Raw genomic sequence first — 15,373 nt, 5'->3', positions numbered from 1 at the left:
GCTCGGCCGCGATCCGCCCGTACCACCGGGTTCCCGATGATCATCTATGCTCTGCGCTCGTGCTCGATCGTCTTGTCGTACGGCTGTCGCCGTCCGCGCCGTACCCGGAGGCACGTGCCCTGGTCGACCGGGTCGAGGCGGGCGACTGGGCCGGCTGCCGCCGGATCGCCGGCGAGGCCGAGCCCTCGGCGCGTACCGAGCTGATCAGGCTGCTCGGGGAGCACAGCCGGCTCGGTGGCCTGGCGGGGCGGGCCCTCGCGGCCGACCCGCAGGACTCCGTCGCGGCGGCGGCCCGGGCGTTCCAGCTGATCCACCAGGGCTGGCAGGTCCGCGGTCAGGCACGGGCCCGGCACGTGTCGGCGCGGCAGTTCGGCACCTTCCACCGCTACCTGGCCGAGGCCGAGAAGGTGCTGCACGCCGGTCTGACCGGGGCGGCTCACGACACCGCCCTGTGGACCGCCGCGCTGGTCACCGCTCGTGGCCTGCAGATGGGCCTGGACCACGCCTGGTACCGGTACGAGAGTCTGGCCGCGTTCGACCCGCACCACCTGCCCGGCCAGTCGCATCTGCTGCAGCACCTGTGCCCGAAGTGGGGCGGCGACTGGGCCCAGGCGGAGGAGTTCGCCCGGACCGCTGGGCGGGCCGCACCCGACGGCGCCCACAACGCGATGCTGATTGTCGACCTCTACCTGGAGAAGTGGCTCGAACGACCCGGTGGGCGGGACCTGTCGAGCGCGCGGGCCCGCGCCGACCTGCACGAGGCCGCCGATCGGTCGGTACGCCACCCCGCGTTCCGGCGCACGGTCGGCTGGGTCCCGGTGGTCAACTCGTTCGCGATGGCGTTCGGGCTGGCCGGGGAGCGCGCCGCCGCCAAGCAGATGTTCGCCGTGCTCGGCCCGTACGCCTCCGAGTTCCCCTGGGCCTACCACCGAGGTGGCCCGGCGCCCGCGTTCCGCCGGTCCCGGATCCGCGCCTACGGCCTGTCCGGCGGGCTGCCCAGCGCCGTGGACGCGCTGGTGGTGGCCGTCTCCCCACTGACCCGTTACGTCACGAGCTAGGCCGGAGGGCCGGATGAGCATCCCGTTCGAGGTGGACGGCGTACCCGCCCTGTTCGCCGAGTCCAGCGGCCCGCTACGGGCCGGCCTGGTCTTCCGGGTCGGGCAGGCCGACGAGCCGCTCGCCCGCCGGGGGATCACCCACCTGATCGAGCATCTGGCGCTGCACGACGCGGGCGCGGCCGGTCACGACCACAACGGTGTCACCGCGCCGGACTTCACGGTGTTCCTCACCCAGGGCACGGCGGAGGAGGTCCGGTCCTTCCTCGCCGGGGTCGGCGCCTCGCTGCGGGATCTTCCGGCCGGCCGGCTGCCGGTGGAGAAGGAGATCCTGCGGGCCGAGGAGGCCGCGCACCACGGCGACGACGAGATGCCGGTCCGGCGGTACGGCGCCCGCGGCTACGGCCTCGTCGCCTACCCGGAGTTCGGCCTGGCCGGCCTCGGCGCCGAGGACCTGCGTGAGTGGGCGGACCGCTATGTCGTACGCGGGAACGCCGCCCTGTGGATCACCGGCCCGCAACTGCCCGACGGCCTGCGACTCGACCTGCCCGAGGGCGAGCGCCAGGCCCCACCGGCCGCGTGGGCGCCCCTGCCGGTCACACCCGGACACTTCCCCGGCCCCGACGGCGTCGTCGTCTGGGACACCGTCGTGCCCCGCGAGACCACCGCCACCGTGTACACCCGCCTGCTCAGCCGCGAGCTGCGCCGCACCCTGCGGCACGAGAACGGCCTGTCCTGCACCGCCGCCGCCGACCACACGCCGCTCGCCGACGGCACCACCCGGATCGTCGTGCTCGCCGACGCCCTGCCCGACAAGCAGAGCCTGGTCCTGGACGGGGTGACCGGCGTCCTGGACCGGCTGCGCCGCGGCGAGTTCGGCGACGCCGACCTCACCACTGTCGTCGAACAGCACGGCGACGAGCTGGCCCAGGCCGACCGCCGGGGCGACCGGGCGCCGCGGCAGGCGGCCGACCTGCTGCTCGGCCGGCCGCCGGCTGACCTCGACACGGCGCTGGCACAGGTCCGGGCGGTCACCCGGGCCGACGTGACCCGGGTGGCGCTGGCCGCGTTCGCCGCCGGGCTGCTGCAGACACCCGGCGACACCACGCCCGGTGACGGGTGGACCGCCGTCCCGGCCGTCTCCGCGGAACAGGTCGCCGGGCAGGCCTACCCGTCACTGTCGGTCCCGGCCCACCACCGCGTGATCGTCGGCGACGACGGGGCGACCCTGGTCGAGGGCGGGCGGCTCACGACCGTACGCCTCGACGCCTGCGCCGCCGTCCTCGCCTGGCCCGACGGCGCCCGCCACCTGATCGGCGCCGACGGCTCCGAGATCCACCTCGAACCGGCGCTGTTCCACGGTCTCGCCGCCGCGCTGCCGGACCTGGACCGGCGCATTCCGGCGGGCCTGCGGGCCGACATGGCGCCCCGCGACCCGAAGAACATCCCCCGGCCCCGGTTGGTGCTGCCCACCGTCCGCCTGCCGGAGGAGCCCGCCGCCCCGTCGCCGTCGCCCGCCGTCGGGCCGCCGCCGTCGGTCCGGCGCAAATACCTGCTCAACCTGGCGCTGTGCGCCGGAGTCCTCCTCGCCGTGGTAACCGGCGTCGTCGACCTCGCCGAGATCCGGTGGGTGACCGGCACGTATCCGCTCGCCGGCCTCCCGGCCCAACTGTTGGCCATGGGGCTGGTGGCCGCCCGTGGCGGCTGGGCGCTGCGTGAGCTGCTGCGCCTCCGCGAGGCCCGGTGACCAGTTCATCCGCCTTCCGAAGCTCTCGCCGGCCGTGGCGCGGCCTCATTCGCCTTCCGAAGGTCTCGCCGGCGCTGCGCCGGCCGCGGCGTCAGCGGCTCAGCACCGCCTGCCGGACCCGGTGGCGGCGCAGGTCGAACGCCACCCCGGCCAGGGAGACGAGGATGAGCAGCGCGACGATCTCCTTCGCCGTGCGGTCGGTCGGGCCGGAGACGTAGACGGGACCGGCCACCACCCAGGTCAGCACCGCGCAGAGGAGCAGGCTCAGGACCGGATCGACGCGATGGTTCCACGGCAGCAGGCGGCCCTGCCAGATCACCGCCGCCTGCAGCAGCAGGCTGAGGATCAACAGACCGAGAACGATCGGGCCGCGGACGGCCAGGAAGTCGTCGTCGAACGTGAAGGCGTCGTAGGCCGCCTGCGCTGCCCGGCCGCCCGTGACCAGACGCAGCGTCGCCGCCGGAAAGACCAGCGCAAGGGTGCCGGCGACGAAGAAGGCGAGCGCCGCCGTCCGCGCGGCCCGGCTGATCCGGTCGGACGGGAGTGGACGCGGCTTCCACACCGGCGCCGGGTGACGACGCCGCCACCAGGCCGCCACGGCGAACCAGGCGACGAGCAGACCCAGCCAGCCGAAGATCAGCGGGGCCGCCCGGTCGACCGCGGCGGCCAGGTCACGCTGTGCCGGCGGGTGATCGATCAGCTCGCCGAGCACGGCCCCGGCGACGATCAGGACGGCACCGCCACCGGCCAGGGTGAGCAGCCGCCGCGAGTCGGACGGGTCGATCACGACGATCGGCGCCCGATAGCGCGCGGCCACCTCGGCGGGCCGGCCGAACCCGGCCAGCACCGCGGTCACCGCCTCGGCCCGGCCGGACCGGGTCCCGGCGGCGCCGGCCACCTCCTCACCGATCAGGTCGCGCAGCTCACGGGCCACATCGGCGCGCTGCCGCTGCGGCAGCAGGAGCACGACCTCGGCCACATATCCGTCGATCATCTCGTCAGCTGTCATCGCCGCGCTCCTCGTCCAGGATGTCGTCCATCGCCTTGGTCATGCCGTGCCAGGTGGCGGTGAGCCGCGCGAGCAGGTCACGGCCGGCCGCACTGAGCACGTAGTAGCGCCGGGCCGGACCCTGCGCGCCACGCCACTCGCTGGTCAGCACGCCCTGGCTCTCCAGCCGCCGCAGCAGCGGGTAGAGCGTGCCCTCCTCGATCGGCATCCCGGCGGCGATCAGCGACTGGCGCAGCTCGTAGCCATACCGCAACGTCCGCAGCCGGGACAGGACGGCGAGCACCACGACCCCGCGGCGAAGCTCGAGCTCGAGCTTGTCGTGCACGCCCTCTACCATGCGCCACACTGTACTGTACGGCACACAGTAGCGGGTAGCGCTTTCACCGCAGCCCGAAGGCCCCGGTGATCGTCCACTCGACGCGGTCGGCCTGTGGAGCCGCCGGCGTGATCGCTTATCGGCGACGCTCCCGCCGTAGCACCGCGGGGGAGTAGCGGGCCGGTGTGAGGGCGAACTCCGTCGGGGCGAAACCGGCCGGCAGGCCCGCGCGGCGCCACGTCTGCGGCGGATGACCGGCCGGCAGCCACTCGCGACGCCAGATCCCGAGGGCGATGTCCAGGTCGGCGAGGGCCGGGGTGAGCTGCTCGTCCACGTGGGTGCGCAGGTGCTCGGCCCACAACCGGACGCGCAGGTCGCGGACGAGACTGCCGGTCGTGACGAGCGTGGAGGTGATCTCGCTGTCGGTGCCGGCCATCGAGCGGCTGAAGAAGTTCGCCGACCCGATGCTGGCGAACACGTCGTCGACCAGCATCAGCTTGGTGTGCACGGTCAGGTTGTCGATGCGGTACATGACCACGTTGCGGCGGGCCGGGGCCGGCAGCCGGTCCAGCACCCGGCGGCGCAGATCGTGGGTGATCACCGGCGGGACGGTGGAGTCGCCGCCGTCGGCCGGGTCCTTGCGGCCGGAGCCGACCAGGATCACCTTGACCCCGCGGCAGGCCGCGGATCGCAGCGCGCCGTACAGCTGGAACCGCGGGTCACCGCCGGGCGCCTCGTGGAAGTACTGGTCCTCGAGGTAGATGTAGCGCTCGGCCGCGCCGATCGCGGTGGCCATCGCGTGGTAGATCTCGTGGATGCCGGCCCGCACCACGTTCGCCCGGCGCATCCGCCGCCACCCGCGGTGCCGGTAGAGGCTCCACGGGCGGTAGGAGCGCACCACCTGCACGGCGGTTCCGTCCGCGGGGCGGTCCGGCTGCTCCGGCGCCGGCGGCAGGTCGTGCGGCGCGTCCGGCGGGTTGATCACCGTCCGTTCGCCACCGGAGACGGAGAAGTAGGCCGGTGGCAGGTTCTTGGCTATCGACCGGGGCGGCAGGGCCGCGGTGTTCTGCCAGCGGAACTGGAAGGTCTCCCGCACCCGGACGGCGGCCGGGCCGTGCAGCCGGGCGGCCGCGTCGTGCCAGCCCCACCGGTGGAAACCGAGACGCAGGCGACGGTGCGGGAAGTGGTCGAAGCGGGTGGGCGAGAGATCGAGCCCGCCGACGTACGCCGTGAGCACCCCGCCGTGACTGAACACCACGAGCTTCTGATGGTTGGAGCCCAGCACCGGCCCGGACCAGTCGAGCAGCACCCGGTTCTCCAGCGGCGCGCCCACGTCCCGGGTCGACGGCCGCCACGCCCGGATCACCCGCGCGGCCAGGGTGTTGGCCCGGAACGGCCCGATCGGCAGCCACGGCACGCCACCGGAGAACTCGGCCGCGCTGAGCACGATCCGCACGTCGGCGCCGTCCGCGGCCTTCTCGGCGAGCACGTCGGTGAACGGCCGGTACCCGTCCTCGCCGGGACTGCGCCCGGTCAGGTCGAGGTGCGGGTCGGCCTGGTAGCCGGCGATGTACACGGCGTCGCCGGGCCCGAGCGACTCCATGTGCCCGGCCAGCTCGGTGAAGTAGGTGACGCCGTCGATGATCGGCTCGAAGCGGGAGTTCTCGGTGAAGGTCGGGCACGCCTCGGTGGCCGGTGGCAGGTACCGGCCGATCAGGTCCGCCAGCGACGATCCATGCGACATGCCGCAGATTAGATCGGACGCGACTTGACGCCGCGATGACGCGGCTCTCTACTGGAGCGGTCAATCACAGCGCCGGCAGGTGGTGGAGCGCGCTGGTCAACCCGGGCCACACGGGGCGTCCAGCCACGGCTCCGACGCGTCCCGCGTGGTCCCCGCCCGAGAGGGACCACCACCATGAGTGACACCACCACGGCCGGGCCGTTCGATCCGGGGATGTGGACTCCGATCATCGAGCGGGCGTTCTTCGCGCGCCTGCTGGAGGTGCTCGGCGACGACGCCGGGACCGCCTGGCCGCGGCCCGCCGACGAGTTGGTGCGACACCGCCTCGCCGAGGTCGAGGCGCTGATCGAGCCGCTGGTCGCGGCCGGGCGGGGCGGGTTGCAGCCGATCCTGTGCCGGTTCGACCTCAACTGGGCCGACGCCATCGACCCCGCACGGCACCACCTCAGATTCGTACGCCCGGTGACCTTCGCCAGTGGCGCCACCTGCCGAATGCTGTTCACCCGCGAGGAGCGTCCGCCCGGCCTGATCGCTTAGCTTTTTCTTAGACGGGTTCCATTGAACCTTCAATTACCTGCGGCCTAGGTTCACTTCAACCGTTAAGTGATTGAAGGGGACCTCGCATGACCGCCGCCACCGCTCCCGCCGTCCGCAGCACCTGGAAGGCCACGTTCGCCGCCGCCGCCATCGGGGCGGCCGGCGGACTGGTCGTCAACACCCTGATCGCCGTGGCCGCCCGCGCGCTCGGCGCTCCCGACGAGTTCCAGCAGCTCACCCTGCCCGTCTACGGGACGCTGACGGTGCTGGGCGCGCTCATCGCCGCCGTCGCGTGGCGGCTGATCGTCAACCGCAGCCGCAACGCCGGCCGCGTCCTGCGGGTGCTCGTGCCGGTCGTGCTGCTGATCTCGCTCATCCCCGACTTCCTGCTGCTGGCCTCGAAGTCGCAGCCCGGCACCACGACCGGCGGCGTGGTCGCGCTGATCCTCATGCACTTCGGGGTCGCCGCCGTCGCCGTCCCGGCCTTCCGGAAGCTGATGCCGCCGCGCTCCTGATCAGCGCCGCGATCCGCGATCCGGTGGGCGGGCACACCGGCCCTACGATCGAGCGATGCCCACCGATCAGCCCCAGCGCAAGGGCGGCAAGCTGGCCGAGTCCCTCGGCTGTCTCGGGTGTGCCGGCGCGTTGGTCCTCCTGCCTCTCGTGGGCATCGCGGTCTACTTCCTCGTCTTCCCGGTCCTGCTGGCGGTGCTCTCCGACGCCTACGTCACCCTGGCCCGCTCCGCCACCGCCGGGAACCCGCGCGGCATGGCGGCGGCCGGGTGGCTGCTCTTCATCACCACCGCGGCAGGCATCCTGGCGCTGACCCTGATCCGTGGCCGGGTCTCCCGGGGCCGGCTCTACGCCGTCGGCGCGGTCGTCGCCGTGCTGGCGTTCCCCGCCTGGTATCTGCTGCCGCTGCGGGGCAGCGGTCTCGCCGAGACGGTCGGCGGGCCGGGCGGGAGCGGCTTCATCACCGGGGCACGCTGGGGCGCCCCGGCCGCGGGCCTGCTGCTGATCATCGCGATCCACGTGTCCGCCCGGCAGCGGGCCCGGGACTTCTACGTCCGGCACTCGATGCTGCGGTGGACGATCGGCGCCACCGCGGCCCTGGCCGTCGCGGCCCTGGTGACGGCGGTGCTCCGGGCGGCATGACGGCACCACCGGCCACTGTGCTCGTAGCTGTGTGGACACGGGTGGTTACTGTGCCTCGCGGGAGCGTCACCGCGGGGGAGGGTGTGACCTTGGCCGGGTTCGGGATTCGTGCGGGCACGACCCGGGCCACGCTGTGGCGGTCGCTCGTGGCGCTGGAGCTGGCGCTGGCCGCGGTGCTCGGCACGGCGGTCTGGGCTGCTCAGGGCACGCGGGCCGCCGCCGAGCGGGTCCGGACCCACGCGGTGCCGTCGATCATGCACATCCTGGCGGCGCACGCCGCGCTCGTGGAGGCCGACGAGGCCGCCGCCGGCAGTTTCCGATCCGGGGCGGCGGGGCTGACCGGCCCCGGCGAGCGCTATCAGAACCAGATCGCCCTCGCCGGCCAGAGCCTCACCCAGCTGGCCGTGGACAGCCTCGCCGGCGCGGGCGTCGGCCAGGGCATCCAGCTGGTGCAGGGGCAGCTGGCCGCCTACTCCGCGCTCATCGAGCAGGCCGACGCGCACTACCGGCAGGATCCCGCCTCGGTGCTGGCCGCCGCCGACCTGTGGTCCGCGTCGCGGCTGCTGCACATGCCCGAGGGCGGCATCCTCGCCCAGCTCGACGAGCTGCTGGCCGCCGAGCGGCGCGCGCTGGAGGGGCAGCTCACCGGCGGCCGGATGGCGCCGGGCTGGGTGGCGTCCTGGATCGTCCCGGTGGTCGTGCTGCTCACGCTGCTCGTCGCCACCCAGGTGTTCCTGAGCCGGCGCTTCCGCCGTACCGTCAATGTGCCGTTGCTCGCCGCAACCGTCGCGGTGCTGGCCCTGACCGCCGGCATGTCCTCCGACTTCGCGGCCCGCGGCGAGATGGCCGCGACGCGGACCGCCGGCGACGCGCTGGTGGGGGTGTGGCAGGCCCGCATCGACGCCGTCGACCGCCGCGGGCAGCAGGCGCTCGGCGAGCTGGTCGCGAAGGCCTGCCCCGACGGGTGTGCCGGGCCGGTGACGCCCGGCGCCGCCGCCGAGCCACCGGGCGAGGCGACGCTGACCGCGCACATCAGGGACGTGGACGGGCACGCCGCGGCGGCCGCCGGCACCGCCGGCCGGCAGGTGCTGCTGGTGATCGCCGCGCTGATCGCGATGGCGCTCGTCCCGCTCGGGCTCTTCCCGCGGATCGACGAGTACAGGTAGGGGCGCCGATGCGAATCGTGCGGGCCGTGGCGCTGACCGCCGTCGCCGTCCTGGCCACCGGCGCCGGGGCGTGCAGTGGCGGCGGTGACGGCGCGGGTGTGACAGTGCTCGCGTCGTGGACCGGCGGCGAGGGCGCCGCCTTCCGGCAGGTGCTCGACAGGTTCACCGCCAGGACCGGCATCCGGGTCGACTACCAGGGCACCCGCGCGCTCAACCAGGTGCTCACCGCCGAGGTGCAGAAGGGCACGCCGCCGGACATCGCGGTGCTGCCCAGCCCGGGCGACCTCGCGGGCTACGTGCGCCGCGGCGCGGTCCGGCCCCTGGACGACGTGATCGACACGAGTGCGCAGCAGTCGCACAGCCCGCAGTGGCTGCGCCTGGAGCAGCTGGACAGCGGCAGCGGGCGGGCGCGCTACGCGGTGGCGGTCAAGACCTCTCTCAAGAGCCTCATCTGGTACGACCCACGCCGCGTCCCCGACCTGTCCCGCGACGCCGCGCCGACCTGGGACGACCTGATCCGGCTCAGCGAACGCCTCAGCGCCGGCGGCCCCGTGTGGTGCATGGGCCTCGGCTCCACCCCGGTCTCCGGCTGGCCCGGCACGGACTGGATCGAGGACCTGGTGCTGCACCAGGCCGGCCCCGAGGTGTACCAGCGCTGGGCCGCCGGGCGGGTGCCGTGGACCGCGCCGGAGATCCAGCGGGCGTGGACGGCCTGGGGTGAGGTGGCGCTGCGGCCCGGTTTCGTCCGCGGCGGCGCGGGCGGCCTGCTGTTCACCGACTTCGGCGACGCGGGCCGGGGCCTGCACGCCGACCCGCCCGGATGCCGGCTGCACCACCAGGCGTCGTTCGTGGCCGGCGACGCGGCCGGCCTGGAGTTCGTGCCGTTCCCGTCGGCCCGCGACCGGGCGTGGGAGGTCTCCGCCGACCTGGCCGGACTGTTCACCGACAAGCCGGAGGCGCGGGAGCTGATCCGCTTCCTGGCCACCGACGAGGCGCAGAGCATCTGGCCGGCGGCCGGCCAGGGGTCGGTGTTCTCCGCCAACCGGGGCGTCGACCAGGCGATCTACGGCAACCCGGCGAGCCGGCGCATCGCGCAGACCCTCACCGGCGACGCGACGCTGTGCTTCGACGCCTCCGACCTGATGCCCAGCGCCATGACCAACGCCTTCTACCGGGCGGTCCTGGAGTACGTGCAGGCGCCCGACCGTCTCGGCGCCGTCCTGGCCCGCCTCGACCAGGCCCGCACGGCCATCCCGGCCGGTGACTGGCTCGATGTGCCGTGCGGAGCTTAGCGCCCGGCCCGGGCTGCCGATTCCTATGGTGTGCCATGTTCGAGCCGGATCCTGCCGGCCGGTGACCTCGGCCGTACCCGTCTGGGCGCGTCGGTCATCAGCGTCCTCATGATCGTCCCGTCGGTGGGTCAGCACACGAGCCCGGTGCACGGCGAAACCTGGAACCGGTGGGGAACCGTCGCCGTGGTGCTGGTCATCGTGAACCTGGCTCTCACGTATTCGACGGCCCGGACCTGGTGGTGGCAGACGCTGCTGGTGCCGCCGTTGACGGTGCTCGGCATCTTCACGCTGCTGGACCCGCTGTCGGGCATCGGTGTGGCTGTCGGTGTCGCCCTCACCCTGGCCCTCTACGGGTCGATCGTCCAGTGGGTGGTCCGCACTGCCGGACTGCTGGCGACCGTGCCGATCGCGGTCTCGCTGACGCCGGTGTCGATGGGCCGCACCCTGGTCTGGTACGAACCGCCCGTGCTGGGCCTGATCCCGGCCATCCTGCTGATCAGTGTTCTGATGCGCTGCATCTACGTGATCCTGGTCCAGCAGGAGCGGGCCTCGGCCCGCGACGCCGCGCTGGCCCGCACCGGCACGGCCATCCTCGGCGCCACCGACCTCGCCGAGGTGCACCGTCTCGGCAGCGAGGCGGCGGCCGAGATCGTCGCCCTGCACCCCGGCATCGGATGGCTCGTCGCCCGCCGGACGCCGGACGGGCTCACCGTGCTCAGTGTGGCCGAACTCGCCGACGACGTGCGCGGCCGGGTGCTGCCGGACGAGGTCGTGACCGATCCGGGCCGGCTCGTCGATCTCGTTCCGCGGTACCGGCACTGGCGCGTCGACTCGTTCCCCGGTGACGTGCACGTCCTGCTGGGCAGCGCGAGGCCGGTGCCGGAGGCGGTGTTCGCCGCCATCCGTACCCTCTCCAACCAGGTCCTGCTCGGTGAACGCATGATCGAGTCCCGGGTGGTGCTCGACCACCAGGCCAACCATGACCACCTCACCCAGCTGGTCACCCGAGCCAGGTTCTTCCGGCAGGTGAGCGCCGCTGTCGACGCGTGCGCCGGAGGCAGCGTCGCCCTGCTCAACATCGACCTGGACGACTTCAAACGGGTGAACGACACACACGGTCACGCGGCCGGCGACGCGCTCCTGGTCGAGGTCGCCGCGCGGATGAGGAGCCTCGGCGTGCCCGGCGCGACACCGGCCCGCTTCGGCGGCGACGAGTTCGCGGTCCTGCTGACCGGGCTGATCCGTCCCGAGGACGCCGAGCTGATCGCGGAACGGCTCTGCCACGAGCTGACCCGGCCGGTCCGGGTGACGGACGGGACCGTCACCGTGGGCGCCAGCATCGGCGTGGCCGTCGCCGAGCCCGGTCACACCGCGGCCGACCTGATCAGGTGCGCGGACATCGCCATGTACAGCGCCAAGGCGCAGGGCAAGAACCGGGTCGAACGTTTCGACGCCGACCGGCACGGCGAGACCGCACGGCAGCGGGCGCCGCAGATCCCCGCCGGTGAGCCGCTGGCTCGGTAGGCGGCCACGCTCGCCATGACCGTCACCAGCACGGCTGCGCGACAATTTGTCTCCCGCCTTTGATCTGCCGGGAAAGAAAACTGTTATGCGCGGCGATGTCATTTGGTCGGGCCATCTGAACTGCGGGCATCCGGTCTATTTGTTGAAATGAATGGGAGCGCTCCCGTAGCATGCGGGGAACGGCTGATCCCCCTTTTGAAACGATCGATTCCCACGATCGTCCGGCCGTTGTCCCCCTCAGGAGAGAAGCATGCGCACAATCAGAGGCGCCCGATGGGGTGCCGTGCTCAGTGGTGTCCTGGTGACCGGATCGGCGGCGATCGTGGTGGCGCTGCCCGCCGCCGCGGCCGCGGGATGCTCGGTGACCTACGCCGTGTCGTCCCAGTGGCAGGGCGGGTTCGGGGCCGCCGTGACCGTCACCAACCTCGGCGACGCCCTCAACGGATGGACGCTGACCTGGTCCTACAGCGGCGGCCAGCAGGTGACCCAGGCCTGGAACGCCACCGTGACCCAGGCCGGCGCCCAGGTGACCACCCGCAACGTCGGCTACAACGCGGCGATCGCCACCAACGGCAGCGTCTCGTTCGGCTTCAACGGCTCGCTGACCGGCGCCAATCCGGCGCCGGTCGGGTTCACCCTCAACGGCGTGGCGTGCACCGGCGGCACCACACCGGACCCCTCGCCGTCCTCGCCCTCGCCGTCCGTACCACCGTCGTCCTCGCCTCCGGTGTCGTGTGCGCTCCCGTCGTCGTACCGGTGGACCTCGACCGGCCCGCTCGCGACCCCCAAGTCGGGCTGGGTCTCGCTCAAGGACTTCACCACGGCGCCGTACAACGGACGGCAACTGGTCTACGCCACCACCCATGACACCGGGACCCGGTGGGGCTCGATGAACTTCGGGCTCTTCACCAACTGGTCCGACATGGCCTCGGCCAGCCAGAACACCATGTCGTCGGGCACCGTCGCGCCGTCGCTGTTCTATTTCGCGCCGAAGAACGTGTGGGTGCTGGCCTATCAGTGGGGCGGCCCGGCGTTCTCCTACCGCACCTCCAGCGACCCGGCCAACGCCAACGGCTGGTCGGCCCCGCAGACCCTCTTCTCCGGCAGCATCTCCGGGTCCGGGACCGGCCCGATCGACCAGGCGGTGATCGGCGACGCGCAGAACATGTACCTGTTCTTCGCCGGTGACAACGGCAAGATCTACCGGGCGAGCATGCCGATCGGGAACTTCCCCGGCAGCTTCGGCAGCGCCTCCACGGTGGTCCTGAGCGACACCACCAACAACCTGTTCGAAGCTGTCCAGGTCTACAAGCTCGCCGGCCAGAGCCGGTACCTGATGATCGTCGAGGCGATCGGCGCCAACGGCCGCTACTTCCGCTCCTTCACGGCCACCAGCCTCGGCGGGACCTGGACGCCGCAGGCCGCCACCGAGAGCAACCCCTTCGCGGGCAAGGCCAACAGCGGCGCCACCTGGACCAACGACATCAGCCACGGCGAGCTGATCCGGACCGGCGCCGACCAGACCATGACGGTCGACCCGTGCAACCTGCAGCTGCTCTACCAGGGACGTTCCCCCAGCTCCGGCGGTGACTACGGCCTGCTGCCGTACCGCCCCGGCCTGCTCACCCTCCGCCGGTGACACCCCACCCCGGCACCCATCCCCTCAGGAGTCGCACCATGCGAAAACCCCGAGTCACGACCACCGCCCTGATATCGGCCGGTGTCGTGCTCCTCGCCTCCACCGCGGTCGCCGTGGCGCTGCCCGCGGGCGCCGCCGCCGCCGGCTGCGCGGTGAAATACACGGTGTCGTCCCAGTGGCAGGGCGGATTCGGCGCCGACGTCGCCGTCACCAACCTCGGTGACCCGCTCACCGGCTGGACGCTGACCTGGTCCTACGGCGCGGGCCAGACCGTCACCCAGGCGTGGAACGCGACGGTGACCCAGAGCGGGGCCGCGGTCACCGCCAAGAACGTCAGCTACAACGGCGCGCTCGCCACCAACGCGACCGCCACGTTCGGCTTCAACGGCTCCTGGACGACCGCCAACCCGGTGCCGGCGGACTTCGCCGTCAACGGTGTGGCCTGCACCGGCACCACCACGCCGAGCAGCTCGCCGACCTCGTCGGTCACACCGAGCGCCTCGACCAGCACCGGCCCGGCCGCCACGCCGGACATCACCGTGAACACGGCCACCAAGTACCAGACCGTCGACGGGTTCGGCGCCGCCGTGTCGATCTGGGGCAGCGCCTGGTCCACCGCCGAGACGCAGACCCTGGTCGGCACCGGCCCCAACCAGCTCGGGCTGTCGATCGTGCGTACCGGCATCTCCCCGGTCTCCGGCGAATGGGGCACCCAGGTCAACGCCCTCAAGACCGCCAAGTCGTACGGGTCGAACGGCAAGATCCTGGCCTCCCCGTGGACCGCCCCGGCCGCGTGGAAGACGAACAACAGCCGTACCAACGGGGGCAAGCTGAAGACCGACTACTACGACGACTACGCCGGTCACCTCAACAGCTACGTGCAGTACATGCGTGGTCAGGGTGTCGCCGTCGACGTCACGTCGGTCCAGAACGAGCCGGACTGGCACCCCGACTACGACTCGATGGACTGGAGCGGCACCGAGCTGCGCAACTTCGTCCGTGACCAGGGCGCCAAGGTCCAGAACACGAAGCTGATGGTCGCCGAGGCGGTCAACCTCAACTACGGCTACACCGACCCGACCCTCAACGACGCGACCGCCCGCAACAACATCGGCTACATCGGCGGCCACCTCTACGGCACCGAGGCGGCCGGCCGGCTCAAGGACTATCCACTCGCCGCGCAGAACGGCAAGCCGGTGTGGATGACCGAGTGGAACCTGCACGAGGCCGACGGCAGCGGCTCCAACATCTGGGGAAACCCCGCCAATCAGACCGTCTGGAACGAAACCCTCGACGACATCATGCGTACGGTCCACAAGTCGATGGAATCGAACTGGAACGCCTACATCTGGTGGTACGGCAAGCGCTACTACTCGTTCATCGGTGACGGCGAGGCCGCGTACGGCACCACGGCCGGCGCGCCGCTCAAGCGCGGATACGCGTTCTCCCAGTTCGCCAAGTACGTCCGTCCCGGCTACCAGCGGGTCGCCCTCACCAGGAGCAGCAAGGCGTCCCCGCTGGAGATCACCGCGTACCAGGGCGACGGCAAGATCACCCTGGTCGTCCTCAACCGTTCGTCCAGCGCGGTCAGCAACGCCGTCGTCCAGGCCCCGCAGAACATCAGCCGCGCCGAGTACTACGCCACGTCGATCAACGCCAACGCGGCGGCCCAGTCCGCCACGGTCAACGGCAACCAGGTCACCGTCAACGTCCCGGCCCGCAGCATCTCCACCATCGTCCTGACCCCCTGATCCCCGCGACCGACGTCGGCGGGCCGCTCCGAGCGGCCCGCCGGCGATGTCGTGCACGGTCGTGCCTCAGGCTGTCGGCCGGCGTTGCACACGAGCCTCGCCCGGCGACCGTACGGCTGCTCGCCGACGCGTTCGGACTCGCTGGGGACGAGCGCGACGGGTTCTGCCGGACCACCCCGGGCGGCCGGCTGAGCGTCGGGGGTAAGTGGCGGATGTTCCGCGTCCGGCAGATCGCGACCGGCCCGGACCACGCGACGGCATGGGACCGAGTCGTTCGACTCGGCTGGTCGCCGAGGCCGAGCGGCTGATTCGGTGCCTGCGTGCGGTGCCGCACCGAGGCCCCGGCAATCCGCGAGAGCGGGCCGGGGCACTCCGCGTTCCCTCGCCCGGGTGGAGCCGTTGGCGCGTCACGAGAATTCCGTCCGCCGTCTCACTAGG

At 72.4% G+C, this 15,373-nt stretch carries 13 protein-coding genes; 10 read left to right on the top strand and 3 right to left on the bottom strand.

The genetic code is table 11. The features are described from left to right. Positions 1–59 precede the first annotated feature (59 nt). Together BM290_RS13365 and BM290_RS13360 are read left to right on the top strand one after the other, a co-directional pair. Complete coding sequence (locus BM290_RS13365; protein WP_093613590.1) at positions 60–1,058, top strand: hypothetical protein; 999 nt, start codon at positions 60–62, stop codon at positions 1,056–1,058. A 13-nt stretch (positions 1,059–1,071) separates the two neighbouring features. Further along, positions 1,072–2,802 carry a peptidase M16 family protein gene (locus tag BM290_RS13360; protein WP_093613588.1) on the top strand — a complete coding sequence of 577 codons (1,731 nt, stop codon included), beginning with the start codon at positions 1,072–1,074 and terminating at the stop codon, positions 2,800–2,802. 91 nt (positions 2,803–2,893) lie between these two features. On the opposite strand, the gene BM290_RS13355 is transcribed toward BM290_RS13360, so the two are convergent. The 3 genes from BM290_RS13355 to BM290_RS13345 all read right to left on the bottom strand — a co-directional run bounded on the left by BM290_RS13355 (position 2,894) and on the right by BM290_RS13345 (position 5,871). Continuing rightward, a complete protein-coding gene (locus BM290_RS13355) occupies positions 2,894–3,811 on the bottom strand; it encodes a hypothetical protein (protein ID WP_093613586.1) in 918 nt (305 codons plus the stop codon). After that, positions 3,801–4,136, bottom strand: a complete 336-nt coding sequence (locus BM290_RS13350) for a PadR family transcriptional regulator (protein ID WP_239144054.1) — start codon at positions 4,134–4,136, stop codon at positions 3,801–3,803. Before BM290_RS13350 ends, BM290_RS13355 begins: the two co-directional genes overlap by 11 nt. Positions 4,137–4,263: 127 nt before the next feature. Continuing rightward, positions 4,264–5,871: a phospholipase D-like domain-containing protein gene (locus BM290_RS13345; protein ID WP_093613582.1), complete on the bottom strand. Its 1,608-nt coding sequence runs from the start codon at positions 5,869–5,871 to the stop codon at positions 4,264–4,266. 174 nt (positions 5,872–6,045) lie between these two features. Between BM290_RS13345 and BM290_RS13340 the strand changes: the two genes are divergently transcribed. From BM290_RS13340 to BM290_RS13305, 8 genes are all read left to right on the top strand, one after another. Then, positions 6,046–6,408 carry a hypothetical protein gene (locus tag BM290_RS13340; RefSeq protein WP_093613580.1) on the top strand — a complete coding sequence of 121 codons (363 nt, stop codon included), beginning with the start codon at positions 6,046–6,048 and terminating at the stop codon, positions 6,406–6,408. Positions 6,409–6,494: 86 nt separating this feature from the next. Then, positions 6,495–6,923 carry a DUF6069 family protein gene (locus tag BM290_RS13335; protein ID WP_093613578.1) on the top strand — a complete coding sequence of 143 codons (429 nt, stop codon included), beginning with the start codon at positions 6,495–6,497 and terminating at the stop codon, positions 6,921–6,923. A 55-nt stretch (positions 6,924–6,978) separates the two neighbouring features. Next, the gene (locus BM290_RS13330; protein ID WP_093613576.1) at positions 6,979–7,563 is read left to right on the top strand and encodes a hypothetical protein; all 585 of its coding nucleotides are present in this window, start codon (positions 6,979–6,981) and stop codon (positions 7,561–7,563) included. Between the two features lie 89 nt (positions 7,564–7,652). Then, entirely contained in the window at positions 7,653–8,729 is a 1,077-nt protein-coding gene (locus BM290_RS13325; protein ID WP_143133734.1) for a hypothetical protein, read from the top strand. Positions 8,730–8,737: 8 nt separating this feature from the next. After that, a complete protein-coding gene (locus tag BM290_RS13320) occupies positions 8,738–10,021 on the top strand; it encodes an ABC transporter substrate-binding protein (RefSeq protein WP_093613572.1) in 1,284 nt (427 codons plus the stop codon). A 30-nt stretch (positions 10,022–10,051) separates the two neighbouring features. Next, positions 10,052–11,545 carry a GGDEF domain-containing protein gene (locus tag BM290_RS13315; protein ID WP_093613570.1) on the top strand — a complete coding sequence of 498 codons (1,494 nt, stop codon included), beginning with the start codon at positions 10,052–10,054 and terminating at the stop codon, positions 11,543–11,545. Positions 11,546–11,795: 250 nt separating this feature from the next. Next, on the top strand, positions 11,796–13,184 hold the full coding sequence (locus tag BM290_RS13310; protein ID WP_093613568.1) for a glycoside hydrolase family 62 protein: 1,389 nt from the start codon (positions 11,796–11,798) through the stop codon (positions 13,182–13,184). A 38-nt stretch (positions 13,185–13,222) separates the two neighbouring features. Continuing rightward, positions 13,223–14,935, top strand: a complete 1,713-nt coding sequence (locus tag BM290_RS13305; RefSeq protein ID WP_093613566.1) for a cellulose binding domain-containing protein — start codon at positions 13,223–13,225, stop codon at positions 14,933–14,935. Positions 14,936–15,373 lie beyond the last annotated feature (438 nt).

It is taken from the genome of Actinoplanes philippinensis, from assembly GCF_900113015.1.
GTDB classification, from domain to species: domain Bacteria; phylum Actinomycetota; class Actinomycetes; order Mycobacteriales; family Micromonosporaceae; genus Actinoplanes; species Actinoplanes philippinensis.
Note: the sequence above shows the minus strand (reverse complement) of the source record. Positions and strands in the feature narration are given on the sequence as shown.

Excerpts from the sequence above, each read along its gene's own strand:
- BM290_RS13360 (WP_093613588.1), top strand. The coding sequence starts at position 1,072 with ATGAGCATCCCGTTCGAGGTGGACGGCGTACCCGCCCTGTTCGCCGAG.
- BM290_RS13355 (WP_093613586.1), bottom strand. The coding sequence starts at position 3,811 with ATGACAGCTGACGAGATGATCGACGGATATGTGGCCGAGGTCGTGCTC.
- BM290_RS13345 (WP_093613582.1), bottom strand. The coding sequence starts at position 5,871 with ATGTCGCATGGATCGTCGCTGGCGGACCTGATCGGCCGGTACCTGCCA.
- BM290_RS13340 (WP_093613580.1), top strand. The coding sequence starts at position 6,046 with ATGAGTGACACCACCACGGCCGGGCCGTTCGATCCGGGGATGTGGACT.
- BM290_RS13335 (WP_093613578.1), top strand. The coding sequence starts at position 6,495 with ATGACCGCCGCCACCGCTCCCGCCGTCCGCAGCACCTGGAAGGCCACG.
- BM290_RS13330 (WP_093613576.1), top strand. The coding sequence starts at position 6,979 with ATGCCCACCGATCAGCCCCAGCGCAAGGGCGGCAAGCTGGCCGAGTCC.
- BM290_RS13320 (WP_093613572.1), top strand. The coding sequence starts at position 8,738 with ATGCGAATCGTGCGGGCCGTGGCGCTGACCGCCGTCGCCGTCCTGGCC.
- BM290_RS13310 (WP_093613568.1), top strand. The coding sequence starts at position 11,796 with ATGCGCACAATCAGAGGCGCCCGATGGGGTGCCGTGCTCAGTGGTGTC.
- BM290_RS13305 (WP_093613566.1), top strand. The coding sequence starts at position 13,223 with ATGCGAAAACCCCGAGTCACGACCACCGCCCTGATATCGGCCGGTGTC.